Source organism: Streptomyces sp. NPDC004542 (assembly GCF_040610035.1).
In the GTDB taxonomy this organism is placed as follows: Bacteria; Actinomycetota; Actinomycetes; order Streptomycetales; family Streptomycetaceae; genus Streptomyces.
Genome location: NZ_JBEXLP010000039.1, coordinates 35,446 through 53,739, shown reverse-complemented (window position 1 = coordinate 53,739; position 18,294 = coordinate 35,446). Strand labels below are relative to the sequence as shown.

The 18,294-nt window shown below is 74.8% G+C and carries 16 protein-coding genes; 10 read left to right on the top strand and 6 right to left on the bottom strand.

The features are described from left to right. Nucleotides 1-2: 2 nt before the first annotated feature. A complete protein-coding gene (locus ABZX30_RS21795) occupies nt 3-1,130 on the bottom strand; it encodes an ROK family protein (protein WP_355935721.1) in 1,128 nt (375 codons plus the stop codon). Between the two features lie 225 nt (nt 1,131-1,355). On the opposite strand from ABZX30_RS21795, the gene ABZX30_RS21790 reads away from it, so the two are divergent. The 6 genes from ABZX30_RS21790 to ABZX30_RS21765 all read left to right on the top strand — a co-directional run bounded on the left by ABZX30_RS21790 (nt 1,356) and on the right by ABZX30_RS21765 (nt 10,814). Next, nucleotides 1,356-2,255, top strand: coding sequence for a BadF/BadG/BcrA/BcrD ATPase family protein (locus ABZX30_RS21790; RefSeq protein ID WP_355935718.1), 900 nt, complete (start codon nt 1,356-1,358; stop codon nt 2,253-2,255). 201 nt (nt 2,256-2,456) lie between these two features. Beyond that, on the top strand, nt 2,457-4,400 hold the full coding sequence (locus ABZX30_RS21785; RefSeq protein ID WP_355935715.1) for a phosphatase PAP2 family protein: 1,944 nt from the start codon (nt 2,457-2,459) through the stop codon (nt 4,398-4,400). Between the two features lie 96 nt (nt 4,401-4,496). Then, the gene (locus tag ABZX30_RS21780; protein WP_355935713.1) at nt 4,497-6,200 is read left to right on the top strand and encodes a phospholipid carrier-dependent glycosyltransferase; all 1,704 of its coding nucleotides are present in this window, start codon (nt 4,497-4,499) and stop codon (nt 6,198-6,200) included. A gap of 293 nt (nt 6,201-6,493) precedes the next feature. Continuing rightward, nucleotides 6,494-7,417, top strand: a complete 924-nt coding sequence (locus tag ABZX30_RS21775) for a MurR/RpiR family transcriptional regulator (RefSeq protein ID WP_355935710.1) — start codon at nt 6,494-6,496, stop codon at nt 7,415-7,417. 403 nt (nt 7,418-7,820) lie between these two features. Then, the gene (locus ABZX30_RS21770) at nt 7,821-8,201 is read left to right on the top strand and encodes a hypothetical protein (protein WP_355935707.1); all 381 of its coding nucleotides are present in this window, start codon (nt 7,821-7,823) and stop codon (nt 8,199-8,201) included. A 102-nt stretch (nt 8,202-8,303) separates the two neighbouring features. Next, a complete protein-coding gene (locus tag ABZX30_RS21765) occupies nt 8,304-10,814 on the top strand; it encodes a SpoIIE family protein phosphatase (RefSeq protein WP_355935704.1) in 2,511 nt (836 codons plus the stop codon). Between the two features lie 270 nt (nt 10,815-11,084). On the opposite strand, the gene ABZX30_RS21760 is transcribed toward ABZX30_RS21765, so the two are convergent. Continuing rightward, complete coding sequence (locus ABZX30_RS21760) at nt 11,085-11,567, bottom strand: flavin reductase family protein (RefSeq protein ID WP_355935701.1); 483 nt, start codon at nt 11,565-11,567, stop codon at nt 11,085-11,087. A gap of 76 nt (nt 11,568-11,643) precedes the next feature. Continuing rightward, on the bottom strand, nt 11,644-12,426 hold the full coding sequence (locus ABZX30_RS21755; protein WP_355935698.1) for a peptidoglycan-binding domain-containing protein: 783 nt from the start codon (nt 12,424-12,426) through the stop codon (nt 11,644-11,646). A gap of 125 nt (nt 12,427-12,551) precedes the next feature. Between ABZX30_RS21755 and ABZX30_RS21750 the strand changes: the two genes are divergently transcribed. The 3 genes from ABZX30_RS21750 (at nt 12,552) to ABZX30_RS21740 (ending at nt 14,780) form a co-directional block, all read left to right on the top strand. Further along, nucleotides 12,552-13,262: a TetR family transcriptional regulator gene (locus ABZX30_RS21750; protein WP_355935696.1), complete on the top strand. Its 711-nt coding sequence runs from the start codon at nt 12,552-12,554 to the stop codon at nt 13,260-13,262. A gap of 171 nt (nt 13,263-13,433) precedes the next feature. Next, the gene (locus ABZX30_RS21745; protein WP_355935693.1) at nt 13,434-13,850 is read left to right on the top strand and encodes a zinc ribbon domain-containing protein; all 417 of its coding nucleotides are present in this window, start codon (nt 13,434-13,436) and stop codon (nt 13,848-13,850) included. 570 nt (nt 13,851-14,420) lie between these two features. Continuing rightward, on the top strand, nt 14,421-14,780 hold the full coding sequence (locus tag ABZX30_RS21740) for a hypothetical protein (RefSeq protein ID WP_355935691.1): 360 nt from the start codon (nt 14,421-14,423) through the stop codon (nt 14,778-14,780). Here the strand turns inward: ABZX30_RS21740 and ABZX30_RS21735 are convergent. Both ABZX30_RS21735 and ABZX30_RS21730 read right to left on the bottom strand, forming a co-directional pair. Then, the gene (locus ABZX30_RS21735; RefSeq protein WP_355935688.1) at nt 14,758-15,144 is read right to left on the bottom strand and encodes a PPOX class F420-dependent oxidoreductase; all 387 of its coding nucleotides are present in this window, start codon (nt 15,142-15,144) and stop codon (nt 14,758-14,760) included. The genes ABZX30_RS21740 and ABZX30_RS21735 overlap by 23 nt on opposite strands. Nucleotides 15,145-15,179: 35 nt before the next feature. Next, nucleotides 15,180-16,358, bottom strand: coding sequence for an aminotransferase class I/II-fold pyridoxal phosphate-dependent enzyme (locus ABZX30_RS21730; protein WP_355935686.1), 1,179 nt, complete (start codon nt 16,356-16,358; stop codon nt 15,180-15,182). A gap of 192 nt (nt 16,359-16,550) precedes the next feature. Between ABZX30_RS21730 and ABZX30_RS21725 the strand changes: the two genes are divergently transcribed. Then, entirely contained in the window at nt 16,551-17,927 is a 1,377-nt protein-coding gene (locus ABZX30_RS21725; protein WP_355935685.1) for a S1 family peptidase, read from the top strand. Nucleotides 17,928-18,024: 97 nt separating this feature from the next. On the opposite strand, the gene ABZX30_RS21720 is transcribed toward ABZX30_RS21725, so the two are convergent. Further along, nucleotides 18,025-18,210 carry a hypothetical protein gene (locus ABZX30_RS21720; RefSeq protein ID WP_355935683.1) on the bottom strand — a complete coding sequence of 62 codons (186 nt, stop codon included), beginning with the start codon at nt 18,208-18,210 and terminating at the stop codon, nt 18,025-18,027. Nucleotides 18,211-18,294: the final 84 nt, after the last annotated feature.

Genomic DNA, 18,294 nt, shown 5'->3' with positions numbered 1-18,294 from the left:
GGTCACCGGGCGGGAGTACGGACCGGGTCACCGGTCACGGCCCGGATTCCGCGGGCGACGGCGAGCCGGGCCGCGCCGGCCACCGTACCGCGGTCGCCGACCTCGCTGGTGACGACCTCGGTGGGCCAGCTCAGCCGGGCGAGCTCGGCCCGCACCCCGGGCAGGAGCTGCGGCTCGGCGCCGACGGCACCGCCGAGGACGATCAGGCCGGGGTCGAGGACGGCGGTCACCGCGGCGGCGAGCCTGCCGACGTCGGCGGCATGAGCGGCGACCACGGCACGGGCCGTGGCGTGGCCCTGCCCGGAGAGGGCGAAGAGCCGCTTCGCGGTGCGGGGGCGGACGCCGTCGCCGTCCTGCCAGGCCAGGGCCGCGCGGCGCAGCAGGGAGCGGGCCCCCATGTGCCGCTCCAGGGCCTCCGGGCCTGGTTCGCGGCCCTCGTCCCAGGGGTAGGGCAGGCGGGCCACCTCCCCGGCGGCGCCGTTCACGCCGCGCAGCACCCGGCCGCCGACGACGATGCCGAGCCCGATACCCACGCCGATGCGCAGAAAGCCGAAGGTGTCGCGGCCGCGGGCGGCCCCTTCGTGCAGTTCGGCGAGGGCGGCGCAGTTGACGTTGTTCTCCGGGTGGACGGGCACGCCCTCCGGCAGTGCGACGGCCAGGGCGTCGAAGGCGGGGCCGGCCTTGGCCGTGGCCGGACGCATGCCGGTGCCGTCCCGGTCCAGGGCGGTGACATCGCCGACGGCGACGACGACGGCCCGCAGCGGGGCGTCGGCGGGCAGTGCTGCGAGGACCTCGCGGACGGTGCCGGCGGCACCCGGCCGGGTGCCGGCGCTCTGGGCGAGCAGGGTGCCGTCCAGGGCACAGCCGCGCACCCGCGTCCGGGTGGGGCCCAGGTCGACGGCGAGTACGGCACCCGCGGCCCGGCCCAGACCGTAGACGGCGGCGGAACGGCCGGTGGCACCCGAGGCGGTGCCCGAGCGCGCGGCGAGCCCGGCCGCCTCCAGCTCGGCCACGGCCAGGGAGACGGTCGGCTTGGAAAGGCCCGCACCGGCGGCGAGCTGGGGACGGGTCGCCGTGGCCGCCCCGGCCAGTACCTCGAACACCAGACGGGCGCTCTCGCTCAGGTGCATGCTCTCCCCGCTCTCGTGCCGCGGCGAGGGGCCGCGACGATCACCCGGTATCGGGATTCCCCGCCTCTTGACGCACCCTACTTCGTTAGTTAATTTCCTAACGAACCTCACGGTACAGCTCTGCTGCCGTGGTCCGCACGAGGCCGCCTGGGGGTTTCCCGATGCCTCCCGTTCGCCGGGGCACGTTCTGCGGTCGCGGCAAGGCGCGACGACGAAAGAGGATCCGTGCGCAACTCCACGCCCCTGGTGGTCGGCATCGACGTGGGCGGCACCAAGACCCATCTGCGCGCCACAGCGCCGGACGGCCATGTCGCCGACCACGTCCGCACCAGCGGCGGCTGGCGGCCGCACGACCCCGCGGCCGCCGCCGACTGGCTGGCCGTCCTGCTCCACGAGGCACTGCCGGCCGGTGCCCGCCCCTCCGCGCTCGCCGTGGGCGGCCACGCCTGTGAGACACCCCGCCAGTGCGAGGAGATCCGCGCCGCGCTCCTCGAACGCCTCCCGGTGCCCGCGTCGGTGGTGGGCGACGCCGAACTCCTCGTCCCCGCAGCCGGCCTGGACAAGGGCGTCGGCCTGGTGGCCGGCACCGGCTCCGTCGCGGTCGGCCATCTCGCCGACGGCACCCCCGTCCAGGTCGGCGGGTGGGGCGCGGTGCTCGGCGACGAGGGCGGCTCGGCCGGTCTCGTCCGGGAGGCCGCGCGGGCCGTCTGGGCCGCGCACGACCGCGGGGAGCCGCCGGACGCACTGGCCCGCGGCCTGATCGCCGCGTTCGGCGTCGCGGAGGTTCCGGCACTCGGCGCGGCCCTGGAGAGCGCCTCCAGCCCCTCCGCCGCATGGGGCCGGCACGCGCCGGCCGTGTTCGCCGCCGCCGAGGCGGGCTCGGTGCTCGCCCGCACGGTGATCTCCGAGGGCGGCCGGGCGCTGGCCGCGCTGGTCGGACGGCTCGCCGCACGCGGGATCCCGGTGGACGACGTCGTGGTGGCGGGCGGCACCGTCCTCGCCCAGCCCGCCCTGTACGACGCCTTCGCCTCGGCACTCGCCGGTCTCGTGCCCGGCGCCCGGCCCCAGCCCCTGCGGGTGCCGCCGGTCGAGGGCGCGCTGGCGCTGGCCCGCTCGTTGCTGTGAACCGCGTGGCCCGCGTTCACCCGCGGGCCACGTCCCGGCCGCCGGACCCTCGCCGCCGGGACACGGCTTCCTCATAGATCTTCGCTTGTTCGACTTTCCCCCCCACGCGACCGGCACGCCCGGCCCGCACCCGAGGGCCCGCCGGCCGCCTGCTCTCCCAGGCCGCCGGGCCGAACAGCACAAGACAAGAGAGGCACACCTATGCCGTCACCTGCCGGGCACCCCTCCCCTTCCCCGGTCTCCCCGGTCCGCGAACGCGCCGTCGGCCGGCGCGGATTCCTGAAGACCTCGCTCGGCGCCTCGGCGGGCGTGCTCGCGGCGCCGACGTTCGCCGGCTGGCTGGCCGCCGCCGACGCCAAGGCCGCGACCGCCCCCCTCGCGTTCGTCGACGACTACAAGACCAACGTCTCGGCGAACCGCACCCCCGAGACCAACGCGGTGGTCCGCGTCCTCGACGGCTTCGCCCAGGTGTGGAAGACGGGCTCCGCCTGGAACACCGGCGCCGTGCTGCGGCCCGAGGTGCTGCGCGCCAACATGCGCTACTGCGCCCGCGTCACGGCCGCGCGCACGGACGCCGAGGCGAAGGAGGCGTTCATCCACGACCGGCAGCACCAGAGCTACGCGGTGATCGCGGGCCTGGGCCCGCTGGCCGACCTCTACAAGGCGGGCGCCAGGGCGGTCACCTCGATCACCGCCGCCCCCGACGGCACCCCGCCGGCCAAGGTCGAGGACGCCGTGCCCGCCGACGCACCGGCGGGGTCGGCGCTGGGCGCGGGCTCGCACGACTCCGCGCTCGGCAAGGTGGCCGAACTGGTCGACACCGTGCGCGGCCCCTACGCCTCCGGCAACCCGTCCAAGTACGCCTACCAGTACCCGCGCCCGTGGCGCATGAACGAGGACAGCGAGGTCGTCGACACCGGGCGGACGGACGCGCTCGGCTACCCGGTGTACGACTCCAAGGTGATCGTCGCCCCGCAGCTGCTGCGCCAGCGCAGCACCTCCCCCACCGACGACGGCGGCTTCCCCAGCGGCCACACCAACGCCTTCCACCTGGCGGCCCTCGCCCTCGCGTACGCGGTCCCGGAGCGCTTCCAGGAGCTGGTGACCCGCGCCTTCGAGCTGAGCCACACCCGGATCGTGGCGGGCATGCACTCCACCGTCGACGTCATCGGCGGCCGGATCATGGCCACCGCGCTGGCCGCGGCGACCCTCGCCGACCCGGACAACGCCGCGCTCAAGCAGGCCGCGCGGGCCCAGGCACTGGCCTGGTTCGAGCAGCAGACCGGGACCACCGCCGACACCCTGTACGCCTACGCGCACGCGGCCGGCCCCGACAGCGACCCGTACGCCGACCGGGCCGCCAACGCCCGCGCGGTCACGCCCCGGCTGACGTACGTCCTGACCCGGCACGGCCACAGCGCGCCGCTGACCGTGGCCAAGGGCGCGGAGGTGCTGCTGGAGACCCGGCTGCCGTACCTCGACGCGGCGCAGCGGCGCGAGGTGCTGCGCACCACCGGACTGCCCGCCGGGTACGTCCTGCTCGACGGGTTCGAGCAGTGGGGCCGGCTGAACCTGTTCGCGGCGGCGGACGGCTACGGCGCCTTCGACTCCGACGTGACGGTCACCCTCGACGCGGCCGCCGGCGGCTTCTCGGCGGCCGACATCTGGCGCAACGACATCGACGGGCGCGGGGGCCTCACCAAGCGGGGCACCGGCACGCTCACCCTGACCGGCCGCAACCGGTACACGGGCGGGACCGTGCTGGCCGCGGGCACCCTGGTCGCCGGTTCGGAGGAGGCCCTCGGGCACGGTGACGTGCGGGTCGCCGACGGCACGCTGCGCGTGGACGGGCGGGTGCGGGTGCGCGGGGAGTACGGCCAGGACGGCGGCACCCTCGAGGTCACGCTGCGCGCGGGCCGCAAGGCGCCGCTGACGGTGCAGCGGCACGCGGCGCTCGGCCGGGGCAGCGTGCTGTCGCTGAACCTGGACGACGAGCGGCCGCCCGCCGCGGGCAGCACGGTGCCGGTGATCGGCGTGTCCCGGCTGCGCGGCCAGTTCGACCGCGTCGAGCTGAACTCCGACCGGCTGCGCGCCGTACCGGTGTACACGGCAGACGGTCTGTCGGTACGACTCGTGAGGCGGTGACCCGCCCGGTGGCGGGGGCGATGCGACAGTAGGGCCATGAAGCGGCCCTCCGATCGCTCCCGCCACCGGCCGGCGCGGGACACCGCAGGGCGGACGATGACGCGCGAACAGCACTCGGTCCTCGCACCCGAGGCCCCCCGGGCGGACGGCACGGCGCCGCCGGTGGCACCACCCGTGCGGGCGCGCCTGTCCGCCGCGCTGCGCCGCCACCGGCGGTGGCTGGTGCCGCTGCTGGTGGCGCTGCTGCTCGCGCAGATGGCCGTGGCCATGGTGACCACGGCCGTGCGGCAGACGCCCACGATCGACGAGCCGGTGTACGTGGCCACCGCCACCGACTACCTGCGCGAGCACCGCGTGTACTACAACCCCGAGCACCCGCCGCTCGGCAAGCTGGTGATCATGGCGGGGATCGCGGTCGCCGACCCGCACTACGACACGTCGTACCACGCGGACCAGGGCCGGGTGGGCAGCCGTCTGCTCTACGCGTCCGGCAACGATCCATGGCGGCTGATGCTGTGGGCCCGGCTGCCGGTGATCGCGCTGACGCTGCTGTTCGGGCTGGTCGTGCACGCCTTCGCCCGCGAGGCCGCCGGTACGGCGGGCGGGCTGGTGGCCCTCGCCGGGTACGCCTTCTCCCCGGACGTGATCGCGCACGGCTCGCTGGCCACCCTCGACGTGCCGTCCGCCGGGTTCGTCCTGACCTCGGCGTGGCTGGTGTGGCGGGCGCGGCGCCGGCCCCGGCTGTACCTGCCCCTCGCGGGGGCGGCGCTCGGGGCGGCCCTGGCGACCAAGATGAACACGCTGGCCGCGCTGCCGGTGCTGATGCTGCCGGCCGTCCTGGCCGTGGGTCCGCGGGCCGGGGCCGATCGCCGCCGCGCACTGGTGCGGGGGCTGGCAGCGGCGGCCGTCGTGGCCGCCGCCGCGGTCGCCGTCGTGTGGGTGAGCTATCTGGCCGTCGACCCCCGGCTGCGTTTCGCGCCCGCCGACCCCGTGCCGGTCGTCCACGGGCTGCGCGGGCGCCTGGCCGGTCTGCTGCCGTTCCCGCGCGCGTACCGGGACGGGATGCTCGTGCAGTTCTCCCTGGAGGACCGCCCGTGGCAGGGCTATCTGTTCGGGCGGCTCTACACCGGCTCGCTCTGGTACTACCTGCCGGCCGCCCTGCTGGTGAAGACCCCGCTCGGCATGCTGGCGCTGTGGGCGGCCGGGACGGTGGCCGTGCTGCGGGTGCGCCGGCTGCGGCCCGCGGCGCCGTACGTGCTGCTGCCGCCCGCCGTGCTGCTGGCCGCGGCGATGACCGGCTCACGGGACTTCGGCACCCGGTACGCCGTCTTCGTGCCGATGTTCCTGGCGGTCGCGGCGGCCTGCCCGCTCGCGGTGCGACGGCGGTGGGCTCGAGTGGTGACGGGGGCGCTGGTGCTGTTCGTCGCGGTCAGTTCCGTGCGGACGTTCCCGTACTACCTGCCGTACTCCAACGAGGCGTTCGGCGGACCGGCGAAGACGCGTCTGCGGCTGCACGACTCCAACGTGGACTGGGGACAGGACCTGGGCCGGCTCGCCGACCGGCTGGCGGACCGGTACCCGGGCGAGCGGGTCTGGCTGGTCTACAAGGGCAGCGGCGTGCCCGCGTACTACGGCATCCACGCCGCCGATCCGCGCCGGGCGCCGCTGAGCGAGGTGCACGGGCTGCTCGTGGTGTCCGACTCCTCGGCCGCCAAGGCGCGCGGACGGCTGGCCGAACTGATCGGCAGCAGCCGCCCGGTCGACGACGTCGGTCATTCGATCACCATCTACCGTCGCTGAGCGCCGCCCGCCGGCCCCGGTCCTGCGGCGCCGGTCCTGTGCCCCGGTCCTGCGGCCCCGGTCCTGCGGCCCCGGTCCTGCCGCGCCGGTCCTGCGGCGCCGCGGCTCGTCGCGAAGGTCCCGCCGCCGCGCACGCGGGCCGGTCCGGGCGCCCTGCGCGCCCGGGGTGCGGCCCTCGCCGGGTCCCGGTCGTGCGCGCGTCGTGCGGGAGGGCCCGTTGTTCCCGCTCAAGCCCTGGTCACCACGGTCCGTGGGCTATGTTGAGCTTCGTGGGAGACAAAGGAGGCGCACCGGTGCCATCGCCCCAGCAGGCACGCGCGCAGGCGTCCGCGATCACCTCGGGCAAGGCCGTCCCGGAGGCCGACGCGTCCCCGACCTCCCGGCTCCGTGAACTCTTCGACGGCCCCCGGCTGTCGCCCGGGCAGCGTCGTATCGCCCAGTACCTCATCGAGAACATCACCGAAGCCGCGTTCCTGTCGATCACCGACCTCGCCGACCGGGCCGGCGTGAGCCAGCCGTCCGTGACCCGGTTCGCCGCCGCGGTCGGCTTCAGCGGCTACCCGGCGCTGCGGGAGAGGCTCCAGTCGATCGCGCTGGGCACCCTCGCCGGCGGCCCCCTCGCGGCCGAGGAGAACCGCAGCAACGAACTCCAGGCGGCCGTCGACGCCGAGATCCAGAACCTGGAGAACCTGCGGCGGGACTTCGCCGACCCCGGCCGGGTCGTCCAGGTCGGCCGCGAGCTGTCCCGGTCCGCCCCGCTGACCGTGCTGGGCCTGCGCATCTCCGTCTCCCTGGCCGAGTACTTCGCCTACGCCGCACGCCGTATCCACCCCGACGTACGGCTGGTGACCCGGGGCGGCAGCGTGGCCTACGACGCGCTGCTGCAGTCGCGCGAGGCCGGCGGGACGTGGGTGCTGGCCTTCGGCATGCCCCGGCACGCGCAGGAGACCCTCACCGCGATCCGGGTCGCGCGCGGCGCCGGCCTGAAGGTCGCCCTGATCACGGACCTCGCGCTCGGTCCGCTGGCCGACGAGGCCGACGTCACCTTCACCACCGGCACCGGCTCCCGGCTGGTCTTCGACTCCTACGCGGCCCCCGGTCTGCTGGCCGCCGCGCTGCTCCAGGCGATGACCGACGCCGACCCCGAGCGGACCCAGGCGCGGCTGGAGGAGTACGAGCAGGTGGCCGACCAGCACCAGTTCTTCCTGAAGGACTGACGGCGGACTCCGCGAACCGGAGCGTAGCGGGATCATTCAACCTAAAGCGCGCATGAATGTTTTCATACGCCTTGCAAAGCCGACGGCATATATAAATACTGCTCACGGATCGCACCCGGCCCACTCCGGGCGCGTTCCGCACCCAAGGACTCACCTCTCGCACGTGCCCCGAGAAAGCCGACGGAACGCCCATGCGCACGCACCACCGCACGCCGCGCCGGCACCGACGTCCGGGGCCCCTGCACGGACACCCCCAGCCGCCGTCCCCTACCCGCGTCGGCGCCGGGGGAGTTCGATCGGGCATCGCCTGCGCGAGCGCCCGTGGCGGCCCCGGCCATCCCCTAGGCCGGGGCCGCCCCACCTCCGTCGGACCACCCCTCACGACGCCGCACACCCGGAAGCGATGACCATGACCCTCACCACCACGCGCACCGGCCCGGACTGGCCCTGCCAGGTCAAGACGCCCGGAAGCTACGACTGGGAGCGCTCGGCGGCCAAGTGGCTGCGCGAGCTGGTCCCGGCCCGCTACGCGAGCTACCCGGCGCTGATCCGTCATCCCGTGCTGCTCGCCCGGCATGCCCAGATCCAGGTCCAGCACGAGATCCGGGTGGCCCGGACCGCGCTGCAGACCGCGCGCGCCGAACTCCCCACGCTCGGTATGCCCGAGTCGGTCATCGAGCACACGATCAAGATGTACGCGGCCGAGGTGCTCCAGCTCCAGCACATCGCCCGCAGCGTCCGGGCGGTCACCGAGGCGCTGGTCAGGCACAGCACCGGTCGCTGAACCGGCATGAGGGCCGCGCCGGCCCGCGCGGCACCCGGCCCGGGGAACCCCGGCCCGCCTCGGGCGTGATCGGACCGGCTCCGGTGTGCAATGCTCGTTCGCGTGACGAGCGAGCCCCTGCCTCCCGCGCAGACCGGCGTTCCCGACCTGGCGGCGCTGGCCAGAGTCGTGGCGAGGCAGCGCGCGGAGATGGACCGGCTCCAGGAGCAGGCGGCGACGTCGGCGGTCGTGGAGCGGGCCAAGGGCGCCCTGATGGCGCTCACCGGGTACTCGCCCGACCGTGCCCACGACGAACTCCTCCAGCGCGCCAAGGCCGGGAACCGCACGCTCATCGAGGAGTGCTGGCTGACCCTGGGTGCCTTGATGCCGCCGCTGAACGGCTTCGACGAGGCGGCACGACCGGCCGAGCACGCGGGGCCGCGCGCGGTGGGGATCGAGGGACCCCGTGCGGCGGGAGGCGAGGGACCCCGTGCGGCGGGAGACGCGGAGGACGCGGCCGGCCACGAGGCGCCGGCCGGCTCCGGCCCGGCCGGCGGGCCCCTCTGGACCGGCACCGCCCTGCCGACCGCGGGACCCGACGACCGTTCCGAGGCGCTGGGGCAGCTCGGCAGGGCGCTGGTGCGGGTGGGCTCGCCGCGGGAGCTCGCGGTGTGCCTGCTGGAGTGGCTCGGGCCGGAGGCCGGGGCCGACGCCGTCCTGCTCTTCAGGCGCCTGCCGGAGGGCGGGCTCGAACTGATCGGGCACGCCGGTGTGGACAGCACGCTGACCGCCCAGTGGCGCCACGTCCCGCCGCTCGGCCGGCTCGCCCCGCTGGAGGCCCTGCGGAACCGGGAGCCGCGCTGGCTGGAGGACCTGCCCTCGGACCGGACGCGGTACCTGCTGATGGGGGATCCGCCCGAGCGGTGGCGCTCGCGTGCCTGGCTGCCCGTGCCGACCGGGCGGACGGCCGACGTGGCGCTCGGGGTGCTGCGCGCGCACGGTGAACCGTTCACCCCCCGCACGCGCGCGTTCCTGCTGGCCGTCGCCCGGCTCTGCGCCGGCCGGCTACGCGCCTTCGACGCATCGGGTGAGCCCCGCGCCAGCGGCGTCGCCGACGCCGTGCAGACCGTGTTCGACGTACTCCCGGGCACGGCGATCCTGCTCACCCCGCTGCGTTCCGCTGCGGGCGAGGTGGAGGACTACCGCATCGACGCCGCGACGCCGGACTCGGTCGACGTCCTGGGCCGCACCGGACGCGACCTGATCGGCCTGCGCGTGCTGGAGTGCTACCCGTCCGTCGCGGGCGAGTCGCTGTGGCAGGGGTACCTCACGGCGCTGACGACGGGGGAACCGTACGAGGGCGAACCCTTCGCGTACCAGGACATGATGGACGAGGCCGCGCAGACCACCACCTACTCGGTGCGGGCCGCGCGGCTGGGCGACGGACTGGTGGTCAGCTGGATCCGGCACCACCCCTCCGAGCGCCAGGAGCAGCGGCTGGCGGACGTGCAGCGGCTGGGCAACCTCGGCTGGGCGAACTGGAACCTGGTCACCCGCGAGGCCTCGTGGTCGCTCCAGGCGTACTCCGTCCTCGGCCGGGATCCCGCGCGCGGCCCGGTCGCCCTGCAGCGCCTGCCGGATCTGGCACTGCCGGAGGACGCCCCCGCCGTCTCCCGTGCCGTCACCGAAATCCTCCGCACCGGACGGCCGATCGACGTACCGTTCCGGACCAGGACCACGGAGGGAGTCCGGCATCTGCGGGCGGTCGCGGAGGCGGTCGCGGACCAGGACGGCACGCCCGTCGAGGTGCACGGCTTCGTACAGAACCTGACCGCCCAGCGCAGCGCCGAACTGGCGCTGGTGGAGAGCGAGCGGGCGGTGCTGATGCAGCGCGGCATCCTGCAGGCGGAGCGGGCGATGGCCGCCCGGCTGCAGCACGCGCTGCTGCCGCTGCCGAGCGAACCGGTCGAGCTGGCCGGGCTGCGGGTCGACGTGGCGTACGTGCCCGCCCAGTCGGAGATCCATGTCAGCGGCGACTGGTTCAGCGCCATCGAACTGCCCGACCACACCGCGCTGTTCGTGGTCGGCGACGTGGCGGGGCACGGCATCGGCGCGGTCGCCACCATGGCCCAGCTCCGTTTCACCGCCAAGGGCATGGTCAGCACGGGTTCGTCGCTGACCGGTGCGCTGGCCCGGCTGAACATGCTGCTGCTGCACTCCCGGGACAGCCGCAGCACCGCCACCATGGTCCTGGCCCACTACGAGCCCGAGGAGCGCCGGCTCGCCTGGGCCCAGGCGGGGCATCCGCCGCCGCTGCTGTTGCGCGGGGGCGAGGCGCGCTTCCTCGACCGGCCCGCCGGCATCCTGCTCGGGGCGTCCGGCGCGCCGGTCTACCAAGCCGCCGAGTGCCGTCTGGAACCCGGGGACCGGCTGCTGCTGTACACCGACGGCCTGGTCGAACGGCCCGGCGAGGGCCTGGACGCGGGCTTCGCCCGGCTGGCCGCGGCCGTCCTGGCCCAGGACGGCGAAGGCCCCGGTGCCCTGGAGCCCCTGCTCGCCTCGATGCTGGCGGGTGAGCGGCGCGACGACGTGTGCGTGCTGGACATACGGGTACCGGCCGCGAACGGACGGTGACCGGGGACGGACGCCGGGGGCAGGTCCTGGTCGTCGCCGCCGTGGCGCCGGTACCAGCACAGGCCGACGAGAGCGGCCGGCAGGGACACGGCGGGCAGCACCAGGGTGTGGAAGGCGGTCCTGGGCGTGGCCTTCGCTCGTCCGGTGGATCGTCCGCGGGTGCGGGCGGCGGGAGACCGGCCGCGGGACGCCGCCCATGGTGACCCACTCGCGCACCGCAGGAAGTCTTCCCCGCCCCATCCCGGGTGTTCGACCGGGTGCCGCGCCCGGTCAGTCCGCCGGATGACCCGGCTCGATGGCAAGGGCGTCGCCGAGCCGCAACAGGGACCCCGCCCGCCCCTCGCCCCACTGCACGGGGTCGAGGAGGAAGCCGGTGTGGTCGCCGCCGTCGACGTGTCCCCGCACGGTGCCGACGAACCAGGCCGCCGCGTCCCGCAGGACGGCCGCCCCGCCGTGGCCCCGTGTCCACGGCACGCGGGTGAACTTGTCGACCCGGTCGCCGGTCTCCCCGCCGAACAGGGCGGCCAGCTCGTGCTGTTCACGGGTGAGCAGGTGGACGGCGAGGCACTCGGCGTCGAGGGCGACCCGGTAGGTGTGGTTGACCTTGGACAGCCAGACCACGAACCGCACGGGTTCCAGGGAGCACTGCGAGGCGAATCCGACCAGGCAGCCCGAGCGCTCGTCCCCCGCCGCGGCCGTCACCACGTACATGTCCGGGTCGAGCCGGCCCGTGAACACCTCGGAGTCCGCCATGCCCGCCTCACCTCCGTCGCACCGCCCGCCGCTCACCGTCGTACCGGTCCACGGGTGCCCCCGATCCGCCCCCGTCTCACCCGGTGGTGAGGCTGGTACGGGATTCCAGGGAGCGGCGGGTGTCGTCGCCGTAGACGCCGTCCTCGTCGCCCCTGATGCCGTACCAGAGCTGGAAGCGGGCCACCGCCGCGGTGAGTTCGGCGTCGTAGCGGCCGCCGGTGGAGCCGTCGCGGTAGACGTCCGGGATGCGCAGCAGGCGCTCCTGCAACTCGGTGACCTCGGGACCGCTGTCGCCCTCGCGGAGGGTGCCGGCTCCGTCCGGGTCGGCCGCGGCGGTGGGCGTGGCGCCGGCCGGTTCGGTAGGGGTGACGGAGGTCGCGGGCGAGGAGGGCTGGGCGGCGGACGCGGTGTCCTGACGGCCGGGCAGCAGCAGGGCGCAGCCGAAGCCGACCAGCGCGGCCGCGGTGACGGCGACCGCGACGGCGGCGCGGCGCAGTCCGGGGCCGAATCCGAAGGGTCCGGAGCCGGAGCGCCCGGAGCCGGAGCGCCCGGAGGCGGAGGACCCGGAGGCGGAGGACCCGCCGGAAGCGGCGGGCCGCGGCCCGGGCCGGGTATCGAAGACGCGCGGCAGTTCCTCGGTGTCGTCCTCGGCGGGCGGTCCCGCCCAGGGCTCCGGGCCGGACGGACCCGCGAACGCATCGGGGCCGGCCGGCTCCGGGGAGGCCTTGGCCCGGGCCGCGTCCTGCTCCATCTCCCGCATCAGTTCGGCGAGCCGGTCGAGGCGGCGGGGACGCAGGACACGGATGGGTTCGAGGACCGGGCCACGGTCCGGCCCGGCCTGATCGTGCGGTGTCGGCACTACGCTCTCCTTCCGTCCCTGAGCAGAGATACGCACGCACCGCCCGCGAAGTTCAAAAAAGCACTCGGTTCCCCGGAAGCCGCACTCAGTGCCAGGAGATCGGGACGAGTGCTACGTTCGCGCCCATGAGCTCCAGCAGCGCGGCGGCGGCCGCGAAGCCGCCCATGCGGGACGCCCTGGTGGCGGCGGCCTTCCGGCTGTTCCTGGAACGCGGCTACGAACAGACCACGGTGGACGACATCGTGGCGCTCGCCGGGGTGGGCCGGCGCTCGTTCTTCCGCTACTTCCCCTCCAAGGAGGACGTGGTCTTCCCCGACCACGAGCGCTGCCTGGCCGACATGACCGCCTTCCTGGCCGCGAGCGGCGCGGAGCACGAGCCCGTGCGGCGGGTCTGCGACGCGGCCCGGCTCGTCCTGCGGATGTACGCGGAGAACCCCGCCTTCTCCGTGCATCGCTACCGGCTCACCAAGAAGGTGCCGGGGCTGCGCGCCTACGAGCTGTCGGTGGTGTGGCGGTACGAGCGGGCGCTCGCCGCGTACCTGCGGGGCCGTTTCGCCGGCCGGCCCGACGGGACGCTGCGGGCCGACGTGATCGCGGCGGCGGTGGTCGCGGCACACAACAACGCCCTGCGCAGCTGGCTGCGTTCGGGCGGCGAGGACGACGCGAGCGCGGCGGTGGACCGTGCGCTGGAGTACGTGCAGTCCGCCTTCGGCCTGCCCAGCGTGGTGGTGCCGGGCGAACCGCGGGCCGATGACGTGATCGTGCTGGTCTCCCGGCGCGGGGCGCCGCTGTGGCGGGTGGTGCAGGAACTCGAGTCCGCGCTCGGCCGCGGCTGATCCGCCGGCACCCGGGGCCGGCTGACGCAGATTCGGGGTACGGAGTGCCTTTACGAGTGGCACTGAGTGCCATATTCTGTCGGCGTGCACGGTGGCACGGTGAACCGGGCACGCGTGTGCACGGCCCGTGCCGGGCACGCGGATTCCGGCCGAGTGCAGGGAGTTGCCAGCGTGTACCACCATTCGACAGGCGCCGTTCGTCCGGCGGCCGGCTTCGCGACGGGCGTCCTCGACCCCCGGGCCGCGGACTCCGGGGACGCCCTCGTCTTCCAGCGCTGCAACTGGTGCGGCACCGCGATGTACCACCGGCTGCTGTGTCCGGTCTGCCAGGGCAGCGACCTGCGTACCGAGCGCAGCGAGGGCGTGGGCACGGTCCGCCACTCCGGCGTGGTGCACCGCAACACGCCCGCCGCGCGCAATGTGTCGCTGGTCGAGATGGCCGAGGGCTTCGTCGTCCGCGGGCGCGTGATGGGGCCGCCGGTCGGCATCCACAGCGGGGACCGGGTGCGGTTGTCCACGGCGAAGGACCCGGTGCGCGGCGAGCCCGTCTTCCAGTTGCTCGACGAGCCGTACCGCGCCTGGAGCTGACGGCTCCGGCCGGGAACCAGCGCCGCGGGAGCCGCCTTCCGTCGCACAGGCACCCCCCAGCCGCCTCTCACCGTCCTCCGGAACGCGAGGGCCCCCGGGACCGCCGGGGTGTCCGAACTCGGCGTCGGGGGAGGAAAAGCTGTGATCCGTGCCCGGCGAACATGGGTCACCGCCGCGGTGTCGCTCGCGGTGGCGGCAGGATCTCCGGGGCTGGCACAGGCACGACAACGGTCAGGAGCAGGGGCGTTCGCGACCGCGGCCGACGAGCGGCTGCCGCCGGGCCGGCACCTCTCCGGTTCCCGCTCGGCACCCCAACCGGTGTGGCGGTCGGCCGCGCGGGTGCCGATGGGGGGGCGCGCGGGTGGAGTTCCGTGCGTCGGGACGGCTGCTGGGCGTCATCGGAACCGGGGAAGGACGGGCACAGCTTCCGGCTCGGCCTCGACGGCGTACGGCCGGCCGGTCCGACGGACCTCCAGGTCCGGTCGGGTGGGCGGCGGCTGGACGCCGCGCCCGACACCGGGAACCGGCAGCGCGGCGGCCCGGCCCCCGGCCCCGCCGCCGGCGAACGGCGTGACCCCGGTGGCCGGCCGGGTCGCCGAGGGAGCGGCGCTGAAGTGGCGGGTCTCCCTCCCGGAGGCCGCCGACGTCGACCTCGGCACGGCGTTCGCCGCGGTCCCGGTCTTCGGGCCGGAGCTGTCCACCAAGGACGTCGGCCCGGCGTGGCTCGAGGACGCCACCGACGCGTCACCGGACCCGGAGCGGCCGCTGTCCAAGGTCGACGGCCTCTACCTGCGGGTGGACGTCCCGGCGGGCGCGCCGGGCACCGACGTGACCGTGCGGTCCTGGACGGCACCGTGCTGGACGCCTCGTAACGGCGTACGGCACACCGGCGGGGCCGGCCGCCCGGTCAGTTCTCGAGGGTCACCGTGATGCCGACGGTCCCCTCCCGCCCCCGGCGCAGCCGGCTGCCCAGCAGCGTCAGCCGGCCGGCGATGCCGTACTTGCGGGCGATGAGGCCGCGGTAGCGCTCGGTCGTGGCCGCGTCACCGATCTCGGCGGTGCCGGGAACCTGGTCTCCGGTCGGCCGGCCCCGCATGTCGCAGGGGCCCACGAGGACGTCCGCGCGGCGGCGGACGCGCTTGACCTTCCAGGAGTCCGCGGCCGTCCAGACGCCGAGCGCGGCCCCGTCCCGTACCACCCAGACCGGGGTGGCGACCGGGGTTCCGTCCTTGCGGTAGCTGGTGAACAGCAGGTACTTGCCCGCGGCGAGCCGCTCCAGCGACGAGTCGTCCATACCCCCAAGTCTAGGAGGACCGTGTCAGGGCCGCGTCACCCGAGCGCCGAAGCCATCCTCCGCACCCCTTCCGTGATCACCTCGGGCGAGGTCGCCAGGTTCAGCCGTGCGTGCCCGGCTCCGCCCGTGCCGAACGGGATCCCGGAGCTGAGGGCGACCCGGCCGCGCTCCAGGAAGACCTCCGCCGGGTCGTCGCCCGGACCGAGGGCCCGGCAGTCGAGCCAGGCCAGGTAGGTAGCCTCGGCCGGGCGGTACCGGATCGCGGGCAGCTCCTCGGCCAGCAGGCGGGCGAGCAGCCGCCGGTTGTCGTCGAGGCCGGCCAGCAGCGCGTCCAGCCAGCCCGTGCCCTCCCGCAGGGCGGCCGTGTGGGCGATGACGCCGAGGTGGCTGGGGCCGTGACCGACCTCCTCGGGCATCCGGGCCAGGTCCGCGGCGGCCGCCGGTCCGGCGACGGCCAGGGCGGCCTTGAGCCCGGCCAGGTTCCAGGCCTTGGACGCCGACATCAGCGACAGGCCGTGCTCCCCGCCCGGCACGCTCAGATACGGCACGAAGGCGGCTGAGGCGGCGACCAGCGGGGCGTGGATCTCGTCGGCCACGACCCGTACGCCGTACCGGGCGGCGAGCGAGGCGACGGCGGTCAGCTCCTCGGCGGTGTGCACGGTGCCGGTCGGGTTGTGCGGGCTGCACAGCAGGTACGCGGCCCGCCCGCCGCCGGCGACCGCCGTCCGGAAGGCCTCCTCAAGGACATCGAGGTCGATCCGCAGCCCTTCGCCGAGCGGGGCTTCCACCACGCGCCGGTCCATGTGGGTGACGAACTGGAAGAACGGCGGATAGACCGGCGGGTTGACCACCACCGGATCCCCGGGCCCGGTGACCAGCTTGATCATCTCGACGACGCCCAGCATCACGTCGGGCACGATCGCGGTGCGCTCCACGGCGAGCCCGTCCCAGCCCCAGCGCCCGGCGGCGAACGCGGCCAGCGCCTCGGCGTAGGCGGTGCCCGCCGGATAGCCGGTGTCGCCGAGGTCGAGCGCCTCGGTGACGGCGCGGACCACGGCCGGGGCGAGCGGCACGTCCATCTCGGCCACCCACATCGGCAGCACGTCCTCGGGATAGGTGCGCCATTTCATGCTCGTGCGGCGTCGGAGGCGGTCGAGGGTGAGTACGCGCAGCGGGTCCGGTTCACCGGGCGTCTCGTGCGGGATGCTGGTCATGGGCTCAAGATAGGCGGCCGGGGCGGGAGGCGGCACGGTAAGGACGGGCGCGCCCCGGGAGCCGGCCGAAGAAGATCACCGGCGCGGTGAACGCCTCCGCCCCGGGCCACGTATGAAGGACAGGGTGCTCAACGACCGGAGTGCCCCGCGGTGTTGCCGAAGCACCGCGCGTTCGGGGTTCGGGAGCCAGGCATGAGGCACGCACGACGACGGGTCGTCCGGCGGGTGACACAGCTGGCGGCGGTCGGCGGACTCCTGCTGGGAGGCGTCATGGTCACGCAGGCCATGGCGAGCGAGACTCCCGGCACGTCCGCCGCGCCGTCCAGCACCGCGGACCGGGCCGGGAACACCGGCGCCGCCCTGGTGGCGAAGCTCGGCACCTCCCGTACGGCGGGCAGCTGGATCGGCGCCGACGGGCGTCCGGTCGTCGCGGTCACCGACGACGCGGCGGCGGCCGTGGTGAAGAAGGCGGGGGCCGAGGCGAAAGTCGTGCCGCACAGCATGAGCCGGCTGAAGTCGGCCACCGCCGCGCTGCGTTCGGCGCCCCGTGTGGCGGGCACGGCGTGGTCCCTGGACTACCGGACCAACCAGGTCGTGGTGCAGGCCGACACGACCGTGTCGGCCGCCGACTGGAACCGCCTGTCGAAGGTAGCCAAGAGCATCGGCGGCTTCGTGCGCATGGAGCGCAGCCAGGGCACCTTCACCACCCGCCTCAACGGGGCGCAGCCGATCCTGTCGACGGGCGGCCGTTGCTCGGCGGGCTTCAACGTCACCAACGGCCAGAGCGACTTCATCCTCACCGCCGGGCACTGCGGTCCGGCCGGGTCCATCTGGTTCGCCGACAACCAGGGCAACCAGCAGCTCGGCCAGACCCTCAAGACCAACTTCCCGGGCAACGACTTCTCCCTCATCCAGTACGCGAGCGGGAAGGCCGGGGACGGCGCCGACGTGGTCGCCATCGGCAACGGCAACGGCGTCCGGATCACCGGCGCCGCCGACCCCACGGTCGGGCAGCGGGTGTTCCGCAGCGGCAGCACGAGCGGGCTGCACGACGGGACGGTGACCGGGCTCGACGCGACCGTGAACTACCCCGAGGGCACCGTCACCGGCCTCATCCAGACCACGGTGTGCGCCGAACCGGGCGACAGCGGCGGCCCCCTGTTCTCGGAGGGCATCGCGCTGGGGGTGACCTCGGGCGGCAGCGGTGACTGCAAGACGGGCGGTACGACCTTCTTCCAGCCGGTGACCAAGGCCATGTCGGCGCTCGGCGTCCAGCTGATCGTGTCCGCGCAGAACGCCGCGGGCGCCCAGGGCGCCTCGCCCGCGCCGTCCGCCTCGGCCACCCAGAGCACCATCGCGCCCAGCTCGGCCTCCCCCGGCTCGTCGGCCCCGGTCACCGGCACCTCGGACGGCGAGACCCTGCTGGCCCGGCTCACCGACACCAGGAACGTCGGCCCCGGCCTGCTGGTGATCGCAGGCAGCCTGATCGCCCTGGTCGCGACCCGGTACTTCCGCTCGGAACAGGACCGCAGGGCCTATCAGCGGTACTACTCGGCGACCTGGGGCTGACGGCAGGCCCGCGAGGACCGGGCCCGGCCGGAGACGGCAGCGAGAAGGGCACCCGTGCGCTCATAGGTGCCCTGGACGGTGCTGCGGGGTCGGCGAATCAGGCCGCGTGGTCCGACTGAGGGGTGGCGGCGGCCCACTCCAGCACGAGCCGCTGGTATTCCTCGCGCTGCTCGGTGGTCAGTGTGCCGCCCGACCGGAGCCACAGGGCCCGGATCTCCTCGTTGACCTCCGCGGCCGATCGCTCGGAAGCGGCTTCGACAGTGGTGGACATGGTGTGAAGCATATGCCGGTCGGCGTGAAGGCGCCGTGAGCAAGTACGGGGAATCCCGGCATTCCGGACCGTGTTGCTCATCACGTCAAGAGAGCG

Coding starts and splice junctions, on each gene's coding strand:
- ABZX30_RS21750 (WP_355935696.1), top strand. CDS start 12,552: ATGAGCTCCAGCAGCGCGGCGGCGGCCGCGAAGCCGCCCATGCGGGAC.
- ABZX30_RS21795 (WP_355935721.1), bottom strand. CDS start 1,130: ATGCACCTGAGCGAGAGCGCCCGTCTGGTGTTCGAGGTACTGGCCGGG.
- ABZX30_RS21770 (WP_355935707.1), top strand. CDS start 7,821: ATGACCATGACCCTCACCACCACGCGCACCGGCCCGGACTGGCCCTGC.
- ABZX30_RS21780 (WP_355935713.1), top strand. CDS start 4,497: ATGACGCGCGAACAGCACTCGGTCCTCGCACCCGAGGCCCCCCGGGCG.
- ABZX30_RS21730 (WP_355935686.1), bottom strand. CDS start 16,358: ATGACCAGCATCCCGCACGAGACGCCCGGTGAACCGGACCCGCTGCGC.
- ABZX30_RS21760 (WP_355935701.1), bottom strand. CDS start 11,567: ATGGCGGACTCCGAGGTGTTCACGGGCCGGCTCGACCCGGACATGTAC.
- ABZX30_RS21725 (WP_355935685.1), top strand. CDS start 16,551: ATGAGGCACGCACGACGACGGGTCGTCCGGCGGGTGACACAGCTGGCG.
- ABZX30_RS21720 (WP_355935683.1), bottom strand. CDS start 18,210: ATGCTTCACACCATGTCCACCACTGTCGAAGCCGCTTCCGAGCGATCG.
- ABZX30_RS21785 (WP_355935715.1), top strand. CDS start 2,457: ATGCCGTCACCTGCCGGGCACCCCTCCCCTTCCCCGGTCTCCCCGGTC.
- ABZX30_RS21735 (WP_355935688.1), bottom strand. CDS start 15,144: ATGGACGACTCGTCGCTGGAGCGGCTCGCCGCGGGCAAGTACCTGCTG.